Annotated in this window: 17 protein-coding genes; 16 read left to right on the top strand and 1 reads right to left on the bottom strand. The window is 41.3% G+C overall.

What is annotated here, in order from left to right; all coding sequences use genetic code 11:
• The first annotated feature begins 9 nt into the window (after window positions 1-9).
• Window positions 10-1,275: a peptidase gene (locus WAX46_RS03625; protein WP_226567492.1), complete on the top strand. Its 1,266-nt coding sequence runs from the start codon at window positions 10-12 to the stop codon at window positions 1,273-1,275.
• 25 nt (window positions 1,276-1,300) lie between these two features.
• On the opposite strand, the gene WAX46_RS03620 is transcribed toward WAX46_RS03625, so the two are convergent.
• Entirely contained in the window at window positions 1,301-1,522 is a 222-nt protein-coding gene (locus WAX46_RS03620) for a YgaP family membrane protein (protein ID WP_226567491.1), read from the bottom strand.
• Between the two features lie 124 nt (window positions 1,523-1,646).
• Between WAX46_RS03620 and WAX46_RS03615 the strand changes: the two genes are divergently transcribed.
• The 15 genes from WAX46_RS03615 to WAX46_RS03545 all read left to right on the top strand — a co-directional run bounded on the left by WAX46_RS03615 (window position 1,647) and on the right by WAX46_RS03545 (window position 23,010).
• Complete coding sequence (locus tag WAX46_RS03615; RefSeq protein WP_336493372.1) at window positions 1,647-3,389, top strand: adenine deaminase C-terminal domain-containing protein; 1,743 nt, start codon at window positions 1,647-1,649, stop codon at window positions 3,387-3,389.
• 555 nt (window positions 3,390-3,944) lie between these two features.
• Window positions 3,945-4,259, top strand: a complete 315-nt coding sequence (locus WAX46_RS03610) for a YerC/YecD family TrpR-related protein (protein ID WP_226567489.1) — start codon at window positions 3,945-3,947, stop codon at window positions 4,257-4,259.
• A 571-nt stretch (window positions 4,260-4,830) separates the two neighbouring features.
• Complete coding sequence (locus WAX46_RS03605) at window positions 4,831-5,523, top strand: heptaprenylglyceryl phosphate synthase (RefSeq protein WP_336493371.1); 693 nt, start codon at window positions 4,831-4,833, stop codon at window positions 5,521-5,523.
• Window positions 5,524-5,579: 56 nt separating this feature from the next.
• Window positions 5,580-7,802, top strand: coding sequence for a DNA helicase PcrA (pcrA, locus tag WAX46_RS03600; protein WP_336493370.1), 2,223 nt, complete (start codon window positions 5,580-5,582; stop codon window positions 7,800-7,802).
• A 44-nt stretch (window positions 7,803-7,846) separates the two neighbouring features.
• Complete coding sequence (ligA, locus tag WAX46_RS03595) at window positions 7,847-9,853, top strand: NAD-dependent DNA ligase LigA (RefSeq protein WP_336493369.1); 2,007 nt, start codon at window positions 7,847-7,849, stop codon at window positions 9,851-9,853.
• A gap of 15 nt (window positions 9,854-9,868) precedes the next feature.
• Entirely contained in the window at window positions 9,869-11,056 is a 1,188-nt protein-coding gene (locus WAX46_RS03590) for a CamS family sex pheromone protein (protein ID WP_376776420.1), read from the top strand.
• Between the two features lie 165 nt (window positions 11,057-11,221).
• Window positions 11,222-11,440, top strand: coding sequence for a hypothetical protein (locus WAX46_RS03585; protein ID WP_226567485.1), 219 nt, complete (start codon window positions 11,222-11,224; stop codon window positions 11,438-11,440).
• A 562-nt stretch (window positions 11,441-12,002) separates the two neighbouring features.
• Window positions 12,003-16,472 carry an amino acid adenylation domain-containing protein gene (locus tag WAX46_RS03580; RefSeq protein WP_336493368.1) on the top strand — a complete coding sequence of 1,490 codons (4,470 nt, stop codon included), beginning with the start codon at window positions 12,003-12,005 and terminating at the stop codon, window positions 16,470-16,472.
• On the top strand, window positions 16,469-18,010 hold the full coding sequence (locus WAX46_RS03575) for a serine hydrolase domain-containing protein (protein WP_226567483.1): 1,542 nt from the start codon (window positions 16,469-16,471) through the stop codon (window positions 18,008-18,010). The genes WAX46_RS03580 and WAX46_RS03575 overlap by 4 nt, the downstream gene beginning before the upstream one ends.
• Window positions 17,973-18,953, top strand: coding sequence for a C39 family peptidase (locus WAX46_RS03570; protein ID WP_336493367.1), 981 nt, complete (start codon window positions 17,973-17,975; stop codon window positions 18,951-18,953). Before WAX46_RS03575 ends, WAX46_RS03570 begins: the two co-directional genes overlap by 38 nt.
• Entirely contained in the window at window positions 18,950-19,660 is a 711-nt protein-coding gene (locus WAX46_RS03565) for a thioesterase II family protein (RefSeq protein WP_336493366.1), read from the top strand. The genes WAX46_RS03570 and WAX46_RS03565 overlap by 4 nt, the downstream gene beginning before the upstream one ends.
• Entirely contained in the window at window positions 19,657-20,514 is an 858-nt protein-coding gene (locus tag WAX46_RS03560) for a 3-hydroxyacyl-CoA dehydrogenase family protein (protein ID WP_226567479.1), read from the top strand. Before WAX46_RS03565 ends, WAX46_RS03560 begins: the two co-directional genes overlap by 4 nt.
• 14 nt (window positions 20,515-20,528) lie before the next feature.
• Window positions 20,529-21,584, top strand: coding sequence for an HAD-IIIC family phosphatase (locus tag WAX46_RS03555; protein ID WP_226567478.1), 1,056 nt, complete (start codon window positions 20,529-20,531; stop codon window positions 21,582-21,584).
• Between the two features lie 27 nt (window positions 21,585-21,611).
• Window positions 21,612-21,881 carry an acyl carrier protein gene (locus WAX46_RS03550; protein ID WP_034320179.1) on the top strand — a complete coding sequence of 90 codons (270 nt, stop codon included), beginning with the start codon at window positions 21,612-21,614 and terminating at the stop codon, window positions 21,879-21,881.
• A complete protein-coding gene (locus WAX46_RS03545; protein WP_226567477.1) occupies window positions 21,868-23,010 on the top strand; it encodes an acyl-CoA dehydrogenase family protein in 1,143 nt (380 codons plus the stop codon). Before WAX46_RS03550 ends, WAX46_RS03545 begins: the two co-directional genes overlap by 14 nt.
• Window position 23,011: the final 1 nt, after the last annotated feature.

Raw genomic sequence — 23,011 nt, 5'->3', positions numbered from 1 at the left:
ATGACCAACTTGCAGCCAATCACACGTATCAAAAACTGGATGAGAGAGCACCAGGATGAAGCCATTACGCTTCTTCAGCAAATGGTGCAATGTGACAGCACACAAGGAAATGAAAAAGAAGTACAGCAAATCGTCGCAAATAAGCTTTCAGCCATTGGTTTTGATGTAGATGTATGGGATATCGGCGGCGATGAATTGCTGGAACACCCTTATTTTTATTCACCGCGGCGTTCCTTTAAAGAAAGTCCCAATGTAGCTGGGCGATTGAGAGGGAAAGGAAACGGAAAATCCATTTTATTAAATGGCCACGTGGACGTTGTACCTGAAGGTGATATGAAACAATGGACATATCCGCCCTATAGTGGGTATATCATAAACGGGAGACTTTATGGACGCGGTGCAACAGATATGAAAGGCGGGAACGTTTCTTTACTCTTCGCACTTGAGGCGCTGCATGCGCTTCAGATTCCTCTGAAAGGAGATGTGGTGTTCCATAGTGTGGTCGAAGAGGAAAGTGGCGGGGCAGGCACACTTGCAGCGATACTAAAAGGGTATACAGCAGATGCTGCTATCATTCCGGAACCAAGCCATATGAAGATATTTCCGATTCAGCAGGGATCAAAGTGGTTCAGGCTGTACATTAAAGGAAGGGCAGCTCATGGCGGAACAAGATATCACGGTGTCTCCGCTATTGAAAAAAGTACCATTGTTCTTTCACATATAGCGGCACTTGAAGAAGAGAGAAATAAGCGAATCACCGAGCCACTGTTTCAGCATATCCCCATACCGATACCGATCAACATTGGGAAAATTCAAGGCGGTGATTGGCCGTCCTCTGTAGCAGACCTTGTCACAATGGAAGGCAGGCTCGGCGTGATGCCGGGTGAAACGGTTAAACAGGCAGAGAAGGAATTAGAAAATTGGATGGCGGGACTTGCGGAAAAGGATGAATGGTTTCAAGATCATCCTGTGGAAGTCGAATGGTTTGGTGCAAGGTGGCTTCCAGGTTCAATTGATTCAGATCACCCGCTTTTAGATCTATTGAAGGAACAATATGAAGAGGTATTGAAGGAGCCGCCAAAGATTGAAGCTGCCCCTTGGGGAACAGATGGCGGCCTATTGTCACAGGCTGCTGGTATCCCGATCATTGTGTTCGGACCTGGTACCACGGAGCTTGCCCATTACCCAAATGAATCCATCGACATTGAACAAGTCATCGAAGTAGCTGAAATTATCGCTGGTACGATAGTGAAATGGTGTGAAGTAGCAGAATGATGGGGTCATAAAAAAGAAGGCTGTCTCATTCAGCCTTCTCTTTATGTGTGTCCTGCTGCTCACACATATACGTCACTGGACAAAAACGAAGAATACCAGATGCCATCTTCATACCGCCAAACATGATGCTGAAAAGAAGCATTTTACTCCATGGTCTTCTTGAATATAAGGATCCAGCCACAGTACATATCGTCATTCCGCAGGCAATTCTAATGAGCGCTTCCATTAAGTCAAGATTAGGTTTCATTGAATGTGAATCTCCTTTTTAAATTATTTTAAGTGTGATTTCAAGAAATTGTAACGTTTCATTAATGCGTAACATGATTCGTTATGTTACGATAGGGCTAATACAAATGAAGGAGAGTATGTGAATGTCCGAACGTACTTTTAATTGGAGAAACAATGACATCCGTTCACAAATCGATGTAGTCGACTCAAAAATAGTTCCAACACTCCTTTTAATGAATGGACTCGTGCTAAACCCGTTTTTAAAGCAATGGGTGAAGGCAAATATTTGGATACATGATGATCGAATTGTTTATGTCGGAGCAGAGCTTCCTCAAAATAAATCAGCTAAACGTGTAATTGATTGTAAAGGGAAATACATTGTGCCAGGGTATATTGAGCCTCATGCGCATCCGTTCCATATTTATAATCCCCAATCACTTGCAGAATATGTGTCTCAATTTGGCACAACAACGATGGTCAGCGATAACTTATTTCTTCTCTTGCAGAGCAATGAAAAGAAAGCGCTTTCCACTTTATGTGAATTAAAAAAGCAGCCATTTCAATATTTTTGGTGGTCCAGATACGATCTTCAAACTGAAGTGAGATATGAAGATGAGGTGCTTCCTATCAATTATCGCAAGGAATGGATTGATCATCCTGACGTCCTTCAAGGCGGCGAATTAACAAGCTGGCCAAGATTGATGGACGGTGATGATCTCATTTTATATTGCATGCAAGAAACGAAGAAGCAGAGAAAACGGATTGAAGGGCATTTTCCCGGTGCTTCTGAGAAAACGCTAACAAAAATGAAGCTGTTTGGAGCGGACAGTGATCATGAAGCGATGAATGCGGACGATGTGCTAAAACGATTGTCCCTTGGCTATTATGTATCACTGCGTCATTCTTCCATTCGCCCAGATTTAGTGAATATCTTAAGAGAACTTCATGAGCGTGATTTTAGACAGTATGATCACTTTTTTTATACAACAGATGGATCCGCCCCCCACTTTTATGAAGAAGGCATGATTAATCGCTTAATTTCAATTGCACTTAAAGAAGGTGTACCCATCATTGATGCGTACAATATGGCGACATTTAACATTGCGAAATACTATCAAATTGATGACTTATTAGGAGTTGTCGGACCTGGTCGATTGGCTTCTTTGAATATTTTAGATGATCCGTTGAATCCAAATCCTGAAACAGTTTTATCCAAAGGGGTAATTCTCAAATTAGAAGGCGAAAACCAGCATCAATTCAAAGAAACAAAATGGGAAAACGGCGGGCTTGTTCCACTAGACTTAAGCTATGACCTGACAATGAGCGATTTGCAATTCTCTATGCCGCTTGGTGTAAAAATGAGAAATGCCGTCATCATGGAGCCTTATACAGTGGAGATTGATAACTCTGTCAATCAACTGTCATGTGACCATGATCAAAGCTTCTTTAGCCTGATTGATCGAAAAGGCGAGTGGCGTGTGAATACAATGCTAAAAGGCTTTGCAAACAAGATACAAGGCTTTGTCAGCTCATTTTCAACAACTGGTGACATATTAGTCATCGGGAAAAATAAAGAGGATATGATGCTTGCTCATAAGCGAATGAAAGAAATCGGCGGAGGGATCGTGCTCACAGAGAACGGAAAGATTTTGCATGAAATACCGCTGCAATTATCCGGCTGTGCATCATCTGAACCGTTTGAGACTGTTCTTCATCAGGAACAAACATTACGCAAGCTGCTCATAGAGCGCGGGTATCCATTTGATTGTCCAATTGATACACTCGTCTTTTTCCAAAGTACACACTTGCCTTATATTCGAGTGACACCAAGAGGAATATTTGATGTCATGAAAAAAACTGTACTCTTTCCGTCTATAATGCGTTAAAATATAACAGAGTGGAGCTGTATCATCTTTGTCTGATTTCTGACTGCTGTTATAGGGCAGAAGTGAGCAATGGGTCTCTTCGCTTCTATGTAAGGTGAGATCATCTTATATGGAGATGTTGACAAAGCAGAGGGCTTGACATGACGAATGAAGTGTCCTAATTGTAAAATGAATCTGTCGGTTACGCTGGCCGACCAATATATTTTGATCGATCAAGCAAGACGGGGTGCATATTTGTTGTCTCGGTAAGCTTTCCACACATACTGTATTTAAGGCAGACCTAACAGTGCAGAAGTGATCTCGAAATCAGAACAAACAAGTTTGTCAGATTGTCGCACAAGGAATATGACAAAACTTGTCGAATTTGTTTACGATAAAGAAGCTTCGGCTTACGAAAGAACCTGGCGGCATTTTCAGCGTAGCACCAAACCTGTCATGATTATAGTTCAAAGCTCATTGCTGAGGTTGAAAAAAATGAGTCAGAAAAGATACCGCTTTCTCGGAAGATTTTCGTGCGAAGCGGTGTGCCAATAGTAAAGGAGAAGATGTATAAAGATGCAAATTGATAAATTAAGGGGCAAAAGCTTAGATCAGTTATTCAACTCCATCTTATCCCTTAAAGACCTGGAAGAATGCTATCGATTCTTTGATGATTTGTGCACCATCAATGAAATCCAATCTTTATCACAGCGTCTTGAAGTAGCGCGTATGCTTCGCGAGGGAAACACGTATCATAAAATTGAAACGGAAACAGGTGCGAGTACGGCAACTATCTCACGTGTCAAACGCTGCTTGAACTATGGAAATGATGCCTATACGATGGCACTTGACCGCGTAGCAGAGCAACAAGCAAATGACGAAACAAATTAAAGGAGTCTTCCTGTAAACAATCCTTTTTGCGAAACGGATTTGTTTACAGCTTTTCTCAGATGAACACTTTGAGCCATTTCAGTTGTAATGGCTCTGTTTTATTTTATTCAGCTCGCCAATAACTCCATCTTTTTCTGTGATGATTTCCTTAACACCTAATGTTCGACCACAACACGAATGTTTCTCCGTCATTTGGCTTTAAATCAATGACATGTTCACCTGAATGCATACTCATTTGATCTTTTTCGGTGTTTTGTTGGAACGAATGAAATTCTAAGCAACTGGAAGAGGCAGAAGCCAGTAGTAAATATGAAAATCTGCCGGAAACTTGCCTCGATTTCTTTTATTATCTATCATCTGATAAGAATTCCGTTTCATTCCCCGAACCTTTTCTCAAGAAATACTTTTCTCCTCATTCCATTCACTTCTCTATGTTCTTTAAACGTGATTGATCAAGAATGTCAGCTAAAAAAAGTGAAACTTTTAGCTGAAGGAGGTTACCCGTTTTTTGCGGTCACTGATTTTGTTATAATATTTAAATGGAATGAAACGAAATGGAGGAACGTTTTTCATGTATGATGTTACCGAGTGGAAGCACGTCTTTAAACTCGATCCAAATAAAGAGATTTCCGATGAACAGCTAGAGGCCATTTGCGAATCTGGTACGGATGCCATATTGATTGGCGGAAGTGACAATGTGACAGAGGACAACGTGCTCCAATTGATGTCAAAGGTCCGCAGATTTCTTGTCCCATGTGTGCTTGAAATTTCGACACATGAGATGATTGTACCGGGCTTCGATCTGTATTTCATCCCCACCGTGTTAAACAGCACCAATCAAGATTGGATTGTTGGGCTTCACAAAGATGCGATGAAGGAGTACGGTGATTTGATGTCAATGGAAGAGATTGTGCCGGAAGGATATGTGATCTTAAACGAAGATTGTAAAGTGGCCAAGCTCACAGAGGCAAATACGGCGTTGGATATAGATGACGTAAGAGCATATGCAAGAGTGGCAGAGCATTTGATGAAACTGCCCATTTTTTATCTAGAATACAGCGGGACGCTTGGAGACATAGATCTTGTCAAAGAAACAAAAGCAGTGCTTCATGAAACGGTTCTTTTTTATGGTGGCGGCATTGAGAACGCAGAGCAGGCAAAGGACTTTGCCCAGCATGCAGACGTGGTTGTTGTAGGAAACGTCATTTATGATCATTTCAAAGAAGCGTTAAAGACAGTCGACGCAGTCAAAAAATCATCATAGTCAAACAAGACGAAATGGATTAAAGGGAACAAAAGTTCGAATTGGCGGTGAATGTAATGAATGAAATATCGAATCATCTATTAGAAGGGCTGAATGATGCGCAGAAAGAAGCGGTCAAAGCAACAGACGGTCCGCTATTACTGATGGCAGGAGCAGGAAGTGGTAAAACACGAGTGCTCACACATCGAATTGCGTACTTAATGGCAGAAAAGCATGTAGCTCCGTGGAACATTTTAGCGATTACGTTTACGAATAAAGCTGCACGTGAAATGCGTGAACGTGTACAAGCTATTTTAGGACCAGGTGCAGATGACATTTGGATCTCTACTTTTCACAGCATGTGTGTCCGAATTTTAAGACGGGATATTGACCGGATTGGTGTGAATCGCAACTTCTCTATATTAGACACATCTGATCAGCTTTCAGTGATTAAGAACATTTTAAAAGAACGAAATATTGATCCTAAAAAGTTCGACCCACGCAGTATTTTAGGATCGATCAGCAGTGCAAAAAACGAACTCATAGACGCAGAAGAATATGCAAAAACAAATGCTGACTTCTACGATCAAGTGGTCAGCGACGTGTATACAGATTATCAAAAACGATTGCTCAAAAACCAATCACTTGATTTTGATGATTTGATTATGATGACGATTCGTCTGTTTGAACGCATCCCTGAAGTATTAGAGCATTACCAGCGGAAATTCCAATACATTCATGTTGATGAGTATCAGGATACAAACAGAGCGCAGTACATGCTTGTGAAACTACTGGCTCAGCGTTTTCAAAACATTTGTGTCGTCGGTGACTCAGATCAGTCCATTTATCGCTGGCGTGGAGCGGATATTACAAACATTCTCTCCTTTGAAAAAGATTACCCGTCCAGTGAAGTGATTCTTCTTGAACAAAATTACAGATCCACTAAACGAATTTTGCATGCCGCGAATATGGTCATACAAAACAATGCAAACCGTAAACCAAAAAAACTTTGGACAGAAAATGATGAAGGTGCGAAGGTTGCCTATTACCGAGCAGATAATGAATTCGATGAAGGTCAATTTGTTGCTGGGAAGATTCGTCAGTTTCATCAAAGCGAAAAGCGCAAATTATCCGATTTCGCAATCCTCTATCGAACCAATGCTCAGTCTCGTGTCATAGAGGAAACATTAATGAAGGCGAACATTCAATACAACATTGTCGGCGGCACGAAGTTCTATGACAGAAAAGAGATCAAAGACATTTTGGCATACTTACGACTTGTGGCAAACCCAGACGACGATATTAGTTTCACGCGAATTGTCAACGTACCAAAGCGTGGTATCGGGGCCACATCTGTTGAGAAAATTGCTGCGTATGCAGAGATGAATGACCTGTCGAGGTCTGAAGCACTTGGTCAGGTGGATTTCATTGGACTAAATGCAAGGGCGGCCAATGCTCTTGATGAATTCAAACAGCTCATTGATCAGATGACGAATATGCAGGATTATTTATCTGTCACCGAATTAACGGAAGAAATACTAGAGAAAACAGGCTATCGTGAAGCGCTTAAGGTCGAAAAGACGATTGAAGCACAAAGTCGTTTAGAAAATATAGACGAGTTTCTATCCGTCACAAAGAACTTTGAAGAACAAAATGAAGATAAATCGCTTGTGACCTTCCTGACTGATCTCGCTTTAGTTGCAGACATTGATAAGCTGGATGAAAATGAGGAGGAAGATCAGGATGCTGTCATCTTGATGACCATTCACGCAGCCAAAGGTCTAGAATTCCCGGTTGTTTTCTTAATGGGGATGGAGGAAGGTGTCTTCCCGCACAGCCGTTCATTAATGGAAGATGCAGAGATGGAAGAAGAACGCCGCCTTGCTTACGTAGGCATCACACGGGCTGAAGAAGAGATTTATTTATCGAGTGCCAAGATGAGAACATTATTTGGCCGAACGAACATGAACCTTGAATCAAGATTCATTAGAGAAATACCAGCCGATTTATTGGACAACCTAATTGAGAAAAATGAATCGAAAAAACCGTTTGGCCAAACAAGAGAGAGACCGCAAAGACGGGGGCCTGTCTCACGTCCGCAAACACAAACCATTCAAAACACAGATGCCGGTAGTATTGGCTGGGCTGTGGGTGATAAAGCTGCCCATAAAAAATGGGGAGTTGGAACGGTTGTAAGTGTGAAAGGCAGCGGAGATAGCACAGAGCTTGATATTGCGTTCCCAATCCCTACAGGCATTAAGCGACTACTCGCAGCATTTGCGCCAATCGAGAAGCAATAAAACGATAGGACTTACAAAACGGAAGAATTGAAAGGAAGAAGCAGATGGATAAAGAAGCAGCGAAACGCCGGATCGGGGAACTGCACGAGATTTTGAATCAATACAACTACGAATATCATACACTTGATCGTCCAAGTGTTCCTGATGCTGAATATGATGCGCGGATGCGTGAGCTGATTTCTCTTGAAGAAGAACACCCTGATTTGAAATCAGCGGATTCTCCCTCACAAAGAGTAGGAGGTGCTGTTTTAGTTGCCTTCCAAAAAGTACGTCACGGCACACCGATGCTCAGCCTCGGGAATGCGTTTAATGAACAGGATCTTCTTGATTTTGACCGCCGGGTTCGTCAAGCAGTGGGTGACGATGTCGCATACAATGTCGAGCTGAAAATCGACGGACTTGCTGTTTCTCTCCGTTATGAAAACGGGGTGTTTGTCGGAGGTGCCACGCGAGGTGACGGGACAACGGGTGAGGATATTACGGAAAACCTAAAAACCATCCGTTCCATCCCTCTTAAAATCAACCGTCCTCTATCGATTGAAGTGAGAGGCGAGGCATTTATGCCAAAGCCTTCTTTTGAAGCATTAAACGAAAAAAGATTACAAAACGAAGAAGACCCGTTTGCAAACCCGCGTAATGCGGCTGCGGGCTCACTTCGTCAGCTCGATACGAAAATTGCAGCGAAACGAAACCTTGATATATTCGTCTACAGTATAGCGGATCTTTATGAAATCGGTGTAGAAACGCAAAGTGAAGGGCTTGATCTTCTAGAAGATCTAGGCTTTAAAACCAACAAAGAAAGACGAATGTGCCAAACGATTGAGGAAGTGATCGACCTCATCGAAACAATGAAAACAAAGCGTTCCGATTATTCATATGAAATCGATGGAATTGTCATCAAAGTGGATTCATTGGCTCAGCAGGAAGAGCTGGGCTTTACAGCAAAAAGTCCCCGCTGGGCTGTTGCGTACAAATTCCCCGCCGAAGAAGTCGTGACGAAGCTGCTCGATATTGAACTAAGTGTGGGGCGTACAGGCGTCATCACACCAACAGCGATACTAGAGCCTGTAAAGGTAGCAGGAACGACGGTACAGCGTGCTTCTCTTCATAATGAAGATTTGATCAAAGAAAAGGATATTCGGCTATACGATCAAGTGATTGTGAAGAAAGCGGGCGATATTATTCCAGAGGTTGCCGGCGTGCTTGTCGATCAGCGAACAGGTGAAGAAAAGCCGTTTCACATGCCGAGTGAATGTCCAGAGTGTCAAAGTGAGCTGGTAAGAATCGAAGGTGAAGTGGCCTTAAGGTGTATCAATCCAGAATGTCCCGCACAAATACGTGAAGGACTCATTCACTTTGTTTCTCGTAATGCGATGAACATTGATGGTCTTGGCGAGCGGGTCATTACACAACTTTTTAAAGAAAAACTTGTGTCTCGTGTGTCTGATCTTTATCGATTAACGAAAGAACAGCTGATTCAGCTTGAACGAATGGGCGAAAAATCTGTCGATAATTTACTGCGTTCCATTGAACAATCGAAGGAAAATTCCCTTGAACGTTTACTATTTGGTCTTGGCATTCGATTTATTGGCTCTAAAGCGGCAGAAACCTTGGCCATGCATTTCGAAGACATCGATCAATTAAAGCAAGCGACGAAAGAACAATTGCTCGAAGTAGATGAAATTGGTGAAAAAATGGCCGATGAGGTTGTCACTTACTTTGAGAAAGAAGAAATACTGGATCTGCTAAATGAACTAAAAGAGCTTGGGGTTAATATGACCTACACAGGGCGAAAGCCGTTAAAAGCAGAAGAAAGTGATTCCTACTTTGCAGGAAAAACCATTGTGCTCACAGGGAAATTAGAAGAAATGTCTCGAAACGATGCAAAGGCAGCGATCGAAGCATTAGGTGGTAAATTAGCAGGTAGTGTGAGTAAAAAAACAAACTTAGTCATTGCCGGAGAAGCAGCTGGAAGTAAACTGACAAAGGCAGAAGAACTCAATATTGACATTTGGGACGAAGCTAAAATGCTCGAGGAGCTAAAGAAATAAGAGGAGTGTTTTCTATTGAAAAAGTTGTTATTGCTGCTGACAATGCTCACACTGGTATTGTCAGCGTGCGCACCTTTTGGGGGAAAGGATGAGAAAGAAGTCACAAAAAAAACGGATGAAACGAAGGAAACAGCGATCATCCCGATGTACAATATCTCTGACTCCTATTACAAAATGGTGCTGCCGTTTAAACAAGGTGCTGCAAGGGGATTAACAGCAGAGCGTCTTAATACACGCTTGGATATTGATGAATTTGAAACAGGTCTCATGCGCCTGGCAACAGAGTCATTTAATACAAACGACTATCTTTTTCAAGAAGGACAGCATTTAGATGAGGATACCGTTCTAAGCTGGCTGGCGCGCAAAAAAACAGGAAGTGATTTGAAAAAAGCAGAAAAAGAAGATGAAAACTTTAAGAACCTAGGCTTAAACCCTCCTCTTCCAAATTCAGGATCAACAAAGTCTAAAAACGAAAATAGTCCAATCTACTTAGCTTCGATGCTAGAGCATAATTACTTAATTCGAAAAGACAAAAACAGCTTACAGCTTGGCGGAGTCGTTATTGGTCTTGCGCTGAATTCCGTTTATTATTATCGAGAAAATATTGGCGATCCTCAGCAAGAGGTGACCATTGATTCATCGAAAAATTCAAAAAAACTCTTAGAAGAGGGCGAAAAAATTGCAGAACAAGTGATTAAACGAATACGCCAAATGGACGGTTTGGAAAAAGTGCCTGTGATGATTGCCCTTTATAAGCAAGCGCCAAAATCGTCCATCGTGCCAGGAAACTTTATCGCCAAAACCGATGTGAAAGCAGGATCATCTGATATCGGCAATTGGGACACGATCAAAGAGGAGAATGTATTCTTCCCTTCAGATAATGCCAAAAGCAACTACAAGAATGATTCAGAAAAATTTGATCGCTTCAAGACAAAGGTAGAAGACTACTTCCCAAATTACACCGGAGTGGTAGGAAAAGGCTTCTATAAAAATGGAAACATGCAAAAAATGAAAGTTGAAATTCCAATGCAATTCTATGGGAAAACAGAAGTAGTGGCTTTCACACAATATTTAACAGGTGAAGTAATGGATTACTATAAGAGCACAAATATAGAAATCTACATTACTTCTTCTGATCAACAAGAAGCCCTTATTACGAAAAATGCTGAAGATAAAGAACCAACAGTCCATATATATGACTAATTTAAAAAACCGCCTTTTGGCGGTTTTTTAAATTAGTAAAAAAGTATCAAATTAAGAAAATGTTGTTATAAAAAGTAGAAGTGTAGAAAATAATGTATTATTATGTATGGTAATGAAGAGAAAATAGAGATTACCATTTTACTTTTTATTAGGGGGGGCAAACCCTTGCTAAATTTTGGGGATTCACTATATGTTCTCGTTCTAACCTTCCTGACGTATCAATTTACAAGTTCTACGCTGATTGCTTCAATGGTGGCCGTCTCGCAGTTTGTCGGACAAGTACTTGGAGCGGTACTCATCCCTTTCTTTATGTATCATTTTAAGCTAAAAAGAAACTCATTTTCTATTTGTAAATATGTCAAATTATTTTCTTCCGTTGCTTGATTATATTCTACAACTAGCATCATTTTCTATTTCTATCTTTTTTATCATAGTATTTCTACTTTCTTTAATAGATGGGGGAACCATTCCAGTTAGAAATTCGATGATCCCGCTTTTAGTAGAAAAGCCCTTTTTATTAAAAAGCCAATAGTTAGATTTTCACTTCTGGTCTATGGTTAGGACTGAATGAATCAGCTAGGTTCAGTTTGTTATTTGTATTTTTATTAGGCCCAGCCTTTCAGCTTCGTAGTATTTCTATTCACACAATACGTAAAAGATACACTGAGTCAAATTTGAATTGCCTAAAATACTATAAGCTCAACATACACTATCCACTTTTATATATGGATTGCCCATCCTCGTTATGAGCACCATGACCGATCTCTTTGGGACAAGAATCGTCTTTTTTTCAACGTTGCCCTCTTTACTGTGTCGTCTTTCCTAGCGTCTACATTAAAAAATGAACATTTTTAGACATTTAAGCTCAATTATTTACAAAAATACCATTATATGATTTAATATGTTCGTAGAAATGTTAACTATACGAAAAGTAGAGGTGGCGTAATTGACTAGTAGTTTAGTATATTGGCCATTAACACATCCACAAAAGCGCGTTATAAACATGGAAACATTTTATCCAGAGACACCGATCAATCATATTGGTGGTATTATTTTCGTCAATGGGCCATTGCAGCTGGACAGACTTAAGCAGGCCATTGTATGTTGTATCAGGACGACAGAATCTCTTCGTCTCAAGCTAGTAGAGAAAGACGGAGTGACTCTTCAATACGTTGATCCAAACGCCGACAACCATATACCTGTATATGAGTTTTCAACCCATGAACTCATGTTAGAATGGGCCGAAAAAGCCTTCAAAACACCGTTTCAATTACTAGAAACCTCTCTTGTCGAATTCGCTGTATTAAAAGTCGGTGAACAACAGTCTGGTTATTTCATCAAATGCCATCATACTGTAGCAGATGGCTGGTCGATGAAAGTAATCATCGATAAGATTAGTCAACTTTACACTGCTCTTACACAAAACTCCTCAATCGAACAAGATACAGACGATCATTCTGTTTTTATTGATAAAGAATCGAAATATATGAACTCCCCAAGATTTAAAAAAGATCAGCAGTTTTGGAAAGAAACCTTATCTGATGTGTCTGATAGTTATTTGGTACAAGGAACTGACCAAATTAAAGGCCATCGACAAAGCCATTACCTTAATCGACAACTTTCAGAACGAATCTATGATTTTATAGATACCCATCATTGTTCAATCAACTCATTATTTACTTTAGGCCTCTTCGTTTACTTGCATAAAAGATACCAGCAAAAAGATTTTATTATTGGGACTCCAGTTCTCAATCGTTCCGGCCAGAAGGAAAAAGCTACATCCGGTATGACTGTCAGCACAATGTCTTATCGAATGAAGATCGATCCTCACCTATCTTTGTTAGAAAGTTTAACAGACGTACAAAAAAGCTATAAGGCTTACTTCCTTCACCAGCGCTATCCATATGACGCACTCGTCAAAGATTTAGAGCTGGCAAAGGCAGGATATGATCAGCTTTTTCAAATCTTTATCAACTCTTACAGCACAAATATGGTGCAGGAGATGGAAGGATACGCAGTTGAATATATAGAGCTTTACAATGGATTCCAGCCATATGGCTTACAAGTTGCTGTGAAAGAATGGGATGAAAAAGGGCAAATTGAGCTGCAATATGACTACAAAATCTCAGATTATGCCAAGGAAGACATCGACTTCCTTCATGAGAGAATGCTTCTATTTGTTGAGAACATACTCACCCATCCCGAACAGTGCTTGAAGGATGTCCTTTTGATGACAGAAGAGGAGAAGCATCGAGAGCTTTACCAATGGAATGACACAACCATTTTGTTTCCTCAGGAGAAAAAAATCCATGAATTGATCACAGACATGTCAAAGGCCTCTCCTAGTCGAATAGCGCTTCAGGATGGATCTCACGTGATGACATACGATGAGCTTGAGAGAAAAACCAATCAAATGGCGCATTTCCTTCAAACTCATGGGTTGCAGCGGCATGATTTTGTTGCTGTATGTATGAATCATTCACCAGAACTCATTGTGTTGCTACTAGGGATTTTAAAGGGGGGCGGTGCATATGTACCGATTGATCCTGAGTATCCGCAGGAGCGCATTCAGTTTATTTTGGATGATAGTCAGGCGAAGCTGTTTTTAACAGATCAAGCATCGTCATTCCCTTTTGAAGGGGATACGTACAATATGTACAACGTGTGGGATGAGTTGGTTCAGTATGATTCCGATCATCCATTCATTGGAGATGCGGAAGACGTTGCATATATGATCTATACTTCTGGCTCTACAGGACAGCCAAAAGGGGTCATGATTGAGCATCGAAGCTTAGTGAATTATATCATGTCTGCCAAATTAAACTATACAGATTCAGCCGATGATCACTTTGCATTGTATTCATCCATTGCATTTGATTTAACAGTGACATCCATCTATACACCATTGGTGATTGGAAGTAAGGTGGTGATCTATCGTCAAGAGGATCAGCCAGGCTTTTTATTAGAACATATCTTGCTTGATCAAAAAGCAAAAGTTATTAAGCTGACACCAGCACATATGGCGCTGCTAACAGATGTTGCGCTCACGCAATCAGTTGTGAAGCGGATGATTGTTGGCGGGGAGCAATTATCGACAGCTCTGGCCAAAAGAATCATCGAGGCAAGTGATGGGCGAATTTCTATCTTTAATGAATACGGACCCACAGAAGCAACGGTTGGCTGCATGATTCATCCATTTCATCAAGACGATGGCGGGACATCGGTGTCAATTGGTGTGCCGATGCCAAATACGGAGATTTACCTTTTAGATGAGAATCAGCAAGTGGTGTTACCAGGAACAGTGGGAGAAATGTATATCTCAGGCGCGGGCGTTGGCAGAGGATATTGGCAGAGACCTGACTTGCAGGAATCACGCTTTCTTCCTAATCCATTTGTGAGTCATCGTCGTATGTACCGAACAGGTGACATTGCTAAACGAGCAACCGATGGAAAGCTTGAGTATATTGGCCGGATTGATCATCAAATCAAGCTGCGAGGTTACCGGATTGAACTGGGGGAAATTGAACTTGCGCTTATGGCACTCGAAGAAGTAGATAAAGCGGTTGTCATTGATCTCACCGATGAAGCTGGAGAAAAACAGCTCGCTGCTTATATTGAATTAAAAGAGAAACAACTAACAACCTTTTTGCTGAGAAAAAAATTATCAGATCAGCTCCCAGCCTATATGATACCAGCGTATTTTGTTGTATTAGATGAGCTCCCGCTAACTCAAAATGGGAAAATTAATCGATCAGCACTGCCTGATCCATTGCTGTCTCAATTGGAAACCCCGGTTGAATGGTCAAGGGAAACAGCGGCCATCGAAGAGATCATGTTAGATACAGCAAAAGATATATTAGGGCATGAGAACATCGAACCGGCTGATCATTTTTATCAGCTTGGCGGTGACTCCATTAAGGCGATCCAGTTTATCGCGAAGTTAAAAGAAAAGGGGCTCTATTTAAAAACAAAAGATATGTTTACTTATCCAATCTTTAGAGAAATGGCACAAATTGTTCAGCAGGAACCTGTATTACATATCTCACAAGAGCAGGTGATGGGCGATGTGAAATCGATTCCAGTTGTCGAATGGTTCTGGTCTAAGCAGTTGGAAAATGAACATTTCTGGCATCAATCTGTCATTGTTCATTCAAAGCAGAAGATGGATGAGAGAATCGTACAGGATGCCTTAAAAGAGCTGATCACTCATCATGACGGATTAAGGTTAAAAGTACATGAGGCGACAAACATACTCTTTTATGATGAAGGCATTCAGCATATTCCTCTGGTGATACGCGATTTCACAGAGCAGGAAGAAGAGAATGTGCAAGAAGCGTTAAAAGAAGTGGGTTTTCAGTTAAAGCAAAGCACCCATCTTTATCAGGGACCGTTAATTCAAGTAGCACTTTGTCAGACATCTTCTCAATCGCATCTCATTTTTGCTGCGCACCATCTTTTAGCTGACGGCATGTCTTGGCAAATTCTTGTGGAGGACTTGATCAAATTATTGCATGCAGAAAAGGTGACAGCAGAGGTACTTCCGCTCAAAACCCATTCATATCAGATTTTTGCAGAGCGGATAAACCAATATGCAGCATCAGATGATGTAAAAGAAGAATTCAGCTATTGGGAGAAAGAGATTCAGGATATTCAGCCTTTGTATCAATTGGCAACAAGTGAGGGATATGTCAAAGATGAAATCAAACTGACCAAGTCATTATCAGTGGAACTGACGAATCAATTGATCAATCAAGCGAATAAAGCGTATCAAACGCAGCCTCATGAACTGTTAATTTCAGCTTTAACTCAAGCCTGTTATCAGCAAACGAATCAAAAACGGATTTCTATAGAATTAGAAGGTCATGGCAGAGATGCTGTGCAGGAAGATATCGATGTTTCTCGAACGTTCGGATGGTTTACAACCATGTATCCAGTGAATGTCAACGTTTATGAGTCTCTATCAGATCATATTCGAGCAGTAAAAGAAACGATACGTGAAGTACCAAATAAAGGTGCAGGCTACGGTTTGTTGTCACTCATCAATAGACAGCTTCCGGACCATTCAGCGCCACAATTACGCTTTAACTATTTAGGTGAGATCGATCAGGTACTTAAACAATCGGCTGATTATGAGATGTCCTATTTCACCTCAGGTACTGATTCGTCATTGGATAATCAGCTAACCACCGTCATCGATATGGTCGCAACGATCAAGGGCGGTCAGCTTATTTTTCATCTTTCTTTTAGCAGAAAACAGCTTTGTGAAATAGACATGACGCAGCTTTTACATGAGATAGAACGGCAAATTGAACGCATGGTTCAGCATTGTCTAGAGAAAGAAGAGGTCGAATTTACACCGTCTGATTTTGAAACAGTGGATATGTCTCTTGAAGAAATGGATTCGTTATTTACATGAGGGAAATTCAGCACGTTGTCTACATTTCATTTGTACTGGCATTGTTATGGATTAATAGTTTTGCCGGTCAAGCAAATGCACAAGCAGCCATTTCACCTAAAGCCATTGATCAAGTCATTGAAGAACAGATGGAGCTGGGACGCATTCCAGGCATGTCCGTTGTGGTTGTGAAAAAGGATCAAGTGGTGTACCAAAAAGGCTTTGGTTATGGAGACCGAAATAAGAAGAAACCTGTTACAGACAGCACTTTTTTTGAAATCGGTTCTACATCAAAGGCATTTACTGCTCTTGCTATTGTTGAACTAGAGAAGCAAGGGAAAATTGATCTGAAGGAGCCGGTGAGCAGCTATATTCCAGGTTTTTTTCCAACGTTTCATGGCAAGCCTCAGCCGATCACGGTGGATCAATTGATGCATCATACAAGCGGAATTCCTTTTCAATCCATTGCGCTTATCCAGCCGGAAGATTCAAAGGATGCGTTGAAAAAAACAGTCCATCAGCTGAAATCAATCGAGCTCAATCGCAAGCCAGGGAACTCCTTTGAATATGCCACCATCAACTATGATGTTCTTGGCCTTATCATTGAAAACGTAACAGGCGAGCCGTATGAGGCATATATGAAAAGACTGTTTAAAAGACATCACCTTGATCAAACGGAGGCAGGCCAAGACCGAATAAAGCACGGTGTTGTCTCGGAAGGGTTTAAACTGCAATTCCTTGCTCCGCAGGTCTATCACGCACCGGAATATCGAGGGAACACCCCTGCAGGCTATATTGTGATGAATAGCCAGGAGGTTGGTACTTGGCTGCAATATCAATTGACCGATTCAACATGGTCTCGCTTTGTAAAAAACCCGGATCACTTGACTGTGAATGTCCCAGACGAAGGGAAGCATGTCTATTACAATGCCGGCTGGTATATAGAAAAAAAGCATGAGCATGTGGAATCGTTATTTCATGCAGGCTCCAACCCAAATTATTCATCGTTTTTTCTTATTCAACCAAAAGAAGGCGTTGCTATCGGAGTTTTAGCGAATATGAATAGCATCTACACCGAGCAAACAGCCCGTCTCGTTGCCAATACGATCGTGGGAACAAAAGAACAAGTAGAAGCACCGGCTGATCCATTTCAGCTCATTGACAAATTAAGCCTTGCAGCTACAGGCCTGTTTATTTTGCTGCAAATTGTGTCTATCCTCCGATTTGTCAAGTGGAGAAGGAGGATCAAAAGGGGCATTGTGGTTCAGCGGAAGATGACACTTGCCGTTTTGCTGAAAAGTTCCTACTGGGTGTTGTTGTTGATTGGTGTGTTGATCCTGCCAATGATCCTTTCACAAGTGGCCTTTAACGGGCTACCTTGGAAGATGATTTTTGTATGGGGACCTTCCTCTCTTATTGAACTTGCTATCTCTTATTATTTGTTTTTCATTTGGTTTTGTACGATTGGTTTCATCAAAGGGTTCACGATGACATCTACTGCTGGAAAGAGAGGACAAGAATATGGCCGTCAAACAGATTTCAGGCATTCAACCTTATAATGAATTGTTTTATCGTAGCTGTTTCTTCAATTGCTTTTTTCCGATTGTGAAGCTGTATGATCAAGAAGTCGTTCCATACCTATTAAATGATCAATTCGCATATGGCCTTACAGACGACGGTTTTTTGCAGATTGACTGCATGTCAACGCATGATCCAGAAAGGATTATGAATTTTCAAGGCATTCAAGTCGAAAAAATCAAATATTGTGCCAATCTTATTGAGAAAGTCAAACAAGATGTGACGCTGGATCGCCCGGTCATTGTGTGGGTAGATCCTTACGTTCAGCGAGGAAGAAAAGAGTATTTGACGACGCATAGCCGCCATTCGATTTTAATCACGGGCTTTTCTGAAAAGCAGCAAACCTTCGATGTGTTAGAAAATCGGCATTTAGATAATTTGTCATATGAGCATCAAGTGTTGTCATATGGAGACGTGCAGAAAGGGTATGACAGCTTTCATGATTATTATCAGCCGAATGATCAATTTCACTCCTATGCGGCTTTCCGCTTTGATCCGGAAAAGGTCTCGACTGAATTATTTGATCAAAAAACGGCATATTTCCTGAGAAATATGCATGGTCAGCTTGAAACAATAGAAAAAGGAATCACAGCTCTTGAAACATATTATGAGCAGTTTCCACAATTGGATGACATCGAGAAGCTCGTGACATCTTTCAATCAGGTGATCAATATCAAGAAAGTGGAGCTGTATCGGCAGAATCTGATGAAAGAGGACATACCTGAAATGGTGCGGTGGACGGAATGTATTTTAGCAGAATGGGAGAAAGCGAGGCATCAGGCAGCAAAACTCCTTTTTTCAGGTGACATGTCCAGTAGGTACCAAGCAAACATCAAAGCTTCCTTAGAAAAAATAATCCATGATGAAAAAAACTGGCTTGAAGTGTTGGAAAACAAATGCAAAAGGGAGTGTGGCGTGTCGTGAAGTTATTTTGCCTACCGTATGCAGGTGGAGCAAGCACCATATTCAGTACGTGGAAACCATATATAGACCAGTCGATAGAAATTCATGCGCTTGAACTCCCTGGACATGGGACAAGAATGACAGAGCCTGTGCTGACTGATTTACATCAGGTCGCAGACGATCTTTACTTACAGGCATCCTCTTCCTTAAAAGAAGAAGAGCCCTACGCCATTTTTGGTCATAGCATGGGAGCCGTCCTTGCATACGAACTACAAAAAAGAATGAAAACAAGATTAAACAAAGAGCCTGTCCATGTCTTTTATTCTGGACGCTTTCCGCCACATATTCCAGAAAAGAAAGTCTATCATCAGCTGTCAGATGTCAAATTAAAAGAGGCGATTATTGAGATGGGAGGCGTTCCAGAGGAACTTGCTGATAACCATGCAGTGCTTGATTTCTTTCTGCCGATTTTAAGAGCAGACTTCCAGATTCTGGAGACCTATCAGTGTGATGAAGTCGTTCCAGCCGCTTGTCCAATTTCTATTTTCTATGGTACGGAAGATTTGCCTTCTGTGCTGTTTGATTTAGAAGATTGGGACCAGTATACAAGAGAAGATTGTGCGTTCTTTGAATTCGATGGAGATCACTTTTTTATTCATCCATTAACAAATGAAGTAGTAGAGAAAATCAATGTCATTTTAAAGCGAATTGGAGTGTTGGAAAAATGAACACGAAGCACGTAGGCATTATTGGAGCAGGTGTGATGGGGGCTGATATGGCATTAGACCTTTCAGCAAATGGCTATCAAGTCACATTAGTCGATCTCACAGAAGAAAAATTAAACGAAGCGTTAGAAAAAATCAAGAAGACATACCAATTGGTTCAATTTGTTAGAAAAAAGAAGATCTCCTTGTCCTTAGAAGAAGTATTGTCCCACATCCAGTTATCGACTTCATTTGAAGGCTTACATGATGCATATATCGTCATTGAAAATGTGACAGAAGATTGGGAGATTAAAAAGCCAATTTATGAAGAAATGCGAGATATTTGTGCTAAAGAAACCATTTATTTTGTAAACACAAGCTGTATTTCCATCACAAAGGTAGGATCCCTTATGCATCACCCTGAAAAGGTCATCGGGGCGCATTTTATGAATCCTGTTCCTCTAAAAGCGTTAGTTGAAGTCATTAGAGGAAAAGCGACTTCTGATGAAACAGTAGAAACGGCAAAAGATTTCTTGAAATCCTTTGATAAAACACCTGTCGTCGTGCATGATCTACCAGGATTTGTTTCCAACCGTGTGCTGATGCTGACAATCAACGAAGCCATCTGGGCTGTGCAAGATCAAGTCGCCACACCAGCTGATGTCGATAAAATTTTCCGCGGGGGCTTTGGTCATAAAATGGGTCCGCTTGCGACAGGGGACTTGATTGGACTCGATACGATTTTGAATTCATTGCTTGTTTTATATGAGAGCTACAAAGATCCTAAGTTCCGTCCGTGTCCTTTACTTGTCAAAATGGTCGACGCAGGCGAGTACGGGAAAAAATCAGGTAAGGGATTTTTCCAATATGACATGTGAGAGGAGAAAAAAGAATGGCTAAGCAAATCAAGTGTGTTGTCTGGGATTTAGATCATACATTATGGGACGGAATTTTACTTGAATCAGATGAAGTGACGTTAAAGCCTTCTATCAAAGAGGTGCTGACTGAATTAGATGAGCGAGGCATCCTTCTTTCGATCGCAAGCCGAAATGATGAAGCAGCCGTAAAGGAAAAGCTCTCTGCCTTCGGGATCGATCATTTTTTCCTCTATCCAGAGATTCATTGGAATGCCAAATCTAGTTCGTTAGAGAGAATCAGCGAGCGCTTGAATATTCATAAAGACACCATCCTTTTTATTGATGATCAGCCATTTGAACGAGAAGAAGTGAAGGCTGTTCATCCAGAGATTACGTGCTGGGATGCGGTGGATTATATGACATTGCTGACAGACGACCGGCTGCGTCCAGTCTTTATCACAGAGGATGCTAAACGCCGCAGAGAAATGTATATGGAAGCCGATAAAAGGCAGCAGGAAGAAGAGAAGTATGAAGGGCCGCCTGAGAAATTTTTGGCGTCTTTAGATATGAAATTCATTATATCTGAAGCAGGAGAACAAGACCTTCAGCGAGCCGAAGAATTAACAGTCCGTACCAATCAATTAAATGCAAGCGGGAAAACCTATGATTATGCAGAGCTTGATTACTTTCGTCAATCAGATGCTCACTTGCTTCTGGTCTGTGAACTTGAAGATAAATTCGGCTCCTACGGGAAAATCGGACTCTCTTTAATAGAAGAAATAGGTGACACCTGGCATGTCAAACTACTGCTCATGTCTTGCCGTGTCATGTCTAGAGGTGTCGGGACTATTTTACTCACAACGATCTTGCAAGAAGCGAAAAAGCGAGGAAAGCGTCTTTTGGCTGACTTTAAACAAACAGACCGTAACCGCATGATGTATATCACTTATAAGTTTGCAAATTTCAAAGAAATTGAGAATGGAGAGAACGGCTATATTTTGTTTGAAAACGATTTAAGTTTGATTCAGCCTTTCCCAGAATACGTAGATGTCAAAATTGAAATTGACCAGAAAGACCCAGCCAAACAATAAAAAAGCGAAAAGCGAGGAGATTGAATCATGAACCTACACGAACAAGTAAGAGCATATATCGAGCAAAACCTAGTGGTATTTGATGAGGAAATAGAATTGGGAAATGATGATCACATTTTTGAGCAAGGCTTTGTCAATTCTCTATTTGCGATGAAACTAGTGAACTACATTGAACATGATTTTCACTTCCAGTTAGATAACGAAGATCTCGACATTGCCAATTTTAGTACGGTCAATCGCATTGTCTCCTTAATTGAGAAAAAACAACAGGGGGCGGCTCTTCATGAAAACAGCTGAACAAACAATCGATGGCATTGAGGAAATACGTCAGTATTGCGATCAACATATTCGCCCGTTTGCCAATGAATTCGATGAGACAGAACATCTGCCAGAGTCGCTGATTCGGGACATGGCGAAAAGAGGCTATTTGGCAGCAGGCATCCCATCTTCCTATCAAGGACTGGGGCTTGATCCGATTGCATATGGGCAGTTCACAGAGCAAGTGGGGAAAGCTTGCTGTAATGTACGGACCTTATTGACAGTGAATTCCCTCGTAGGAGAAGCCATCCTTCGTTATGGCACAAAAGATCAGAAACAAGGCTGGCTCGTTGAATTAGCCAAAGGGGAAAAAATCGGTGCCTTTGCATTGTCAGAGCCAAATATTGGTTCAGATGCCAATCATGTCGAAACAAGCTACCAAAAGAATGGACAGACTTATGTGTTGAACGGGAAGAAAAAGTGGATCTCCTTTGGAGCGATTGCGGACTTCTTTATTGTGATAGCAAGAGACGGCGAACAAGTTACCGCATTCCTTGTCGATCGAGGTCAGCCGGGCGTTGAGATTGAGAGAATTACAGGAATGATGGCAAACCGGGCGTCTTATTTAGCAGAAATCACCCTTGATGATGTACAAGTGCATGAAGATTGTGTCTTAGGACCAGTTGGGGGAGGATTTAACCATGTGGTCTCACTTGCTTTAGATCATGGAAGGTACAGTGTCGCTTGGGCAGGGCTCGCCATTGCACAAGAAGCCGTTGATTCTCTCGTAACGTATTCACGTAAAAGAACGCAATTTAATGAAAAGCTGTACAAGCATCAAATGATCAAAGGCATGATTGGAGATGCAGTTACCCAGCTCCATGCAGCCAGAGCATTATGCCTAAAGGCTGGAGAAATGAGACAGGCGAAGCACCCTGATGCCATCACAGAGACATCAATCGCAAAGTATTTCACATCCAAAATTGCCGTTGACATTACAAATACAAATGTCCAAATTCATGGTGGAAGCGGATTTAGCCGTGAGAATTCAGCTTCAAGACTTTATCGAGAAGCAAAGGTGCTCGAAATTATTGAAGGTACTTCTCAAATTCAGCAGCAAGTCATTGCTAACTACGGTTTACGCCATTATTTCGTGAAGCATTCTTAAG

Source organism: Bacillus sp. FJAT-53060 (genome assembly GCF_037104745.1).
Taxonomy (GTDB): domain Bacteria; phylum Bacillota; class Bacilli; order Bacillales; family Bacillaceae; genus Bacillus; species Bacillus stratosphericus_B.
This window is presented reverse-complemented; position numbering and strand designations above follow the sequence as displayed.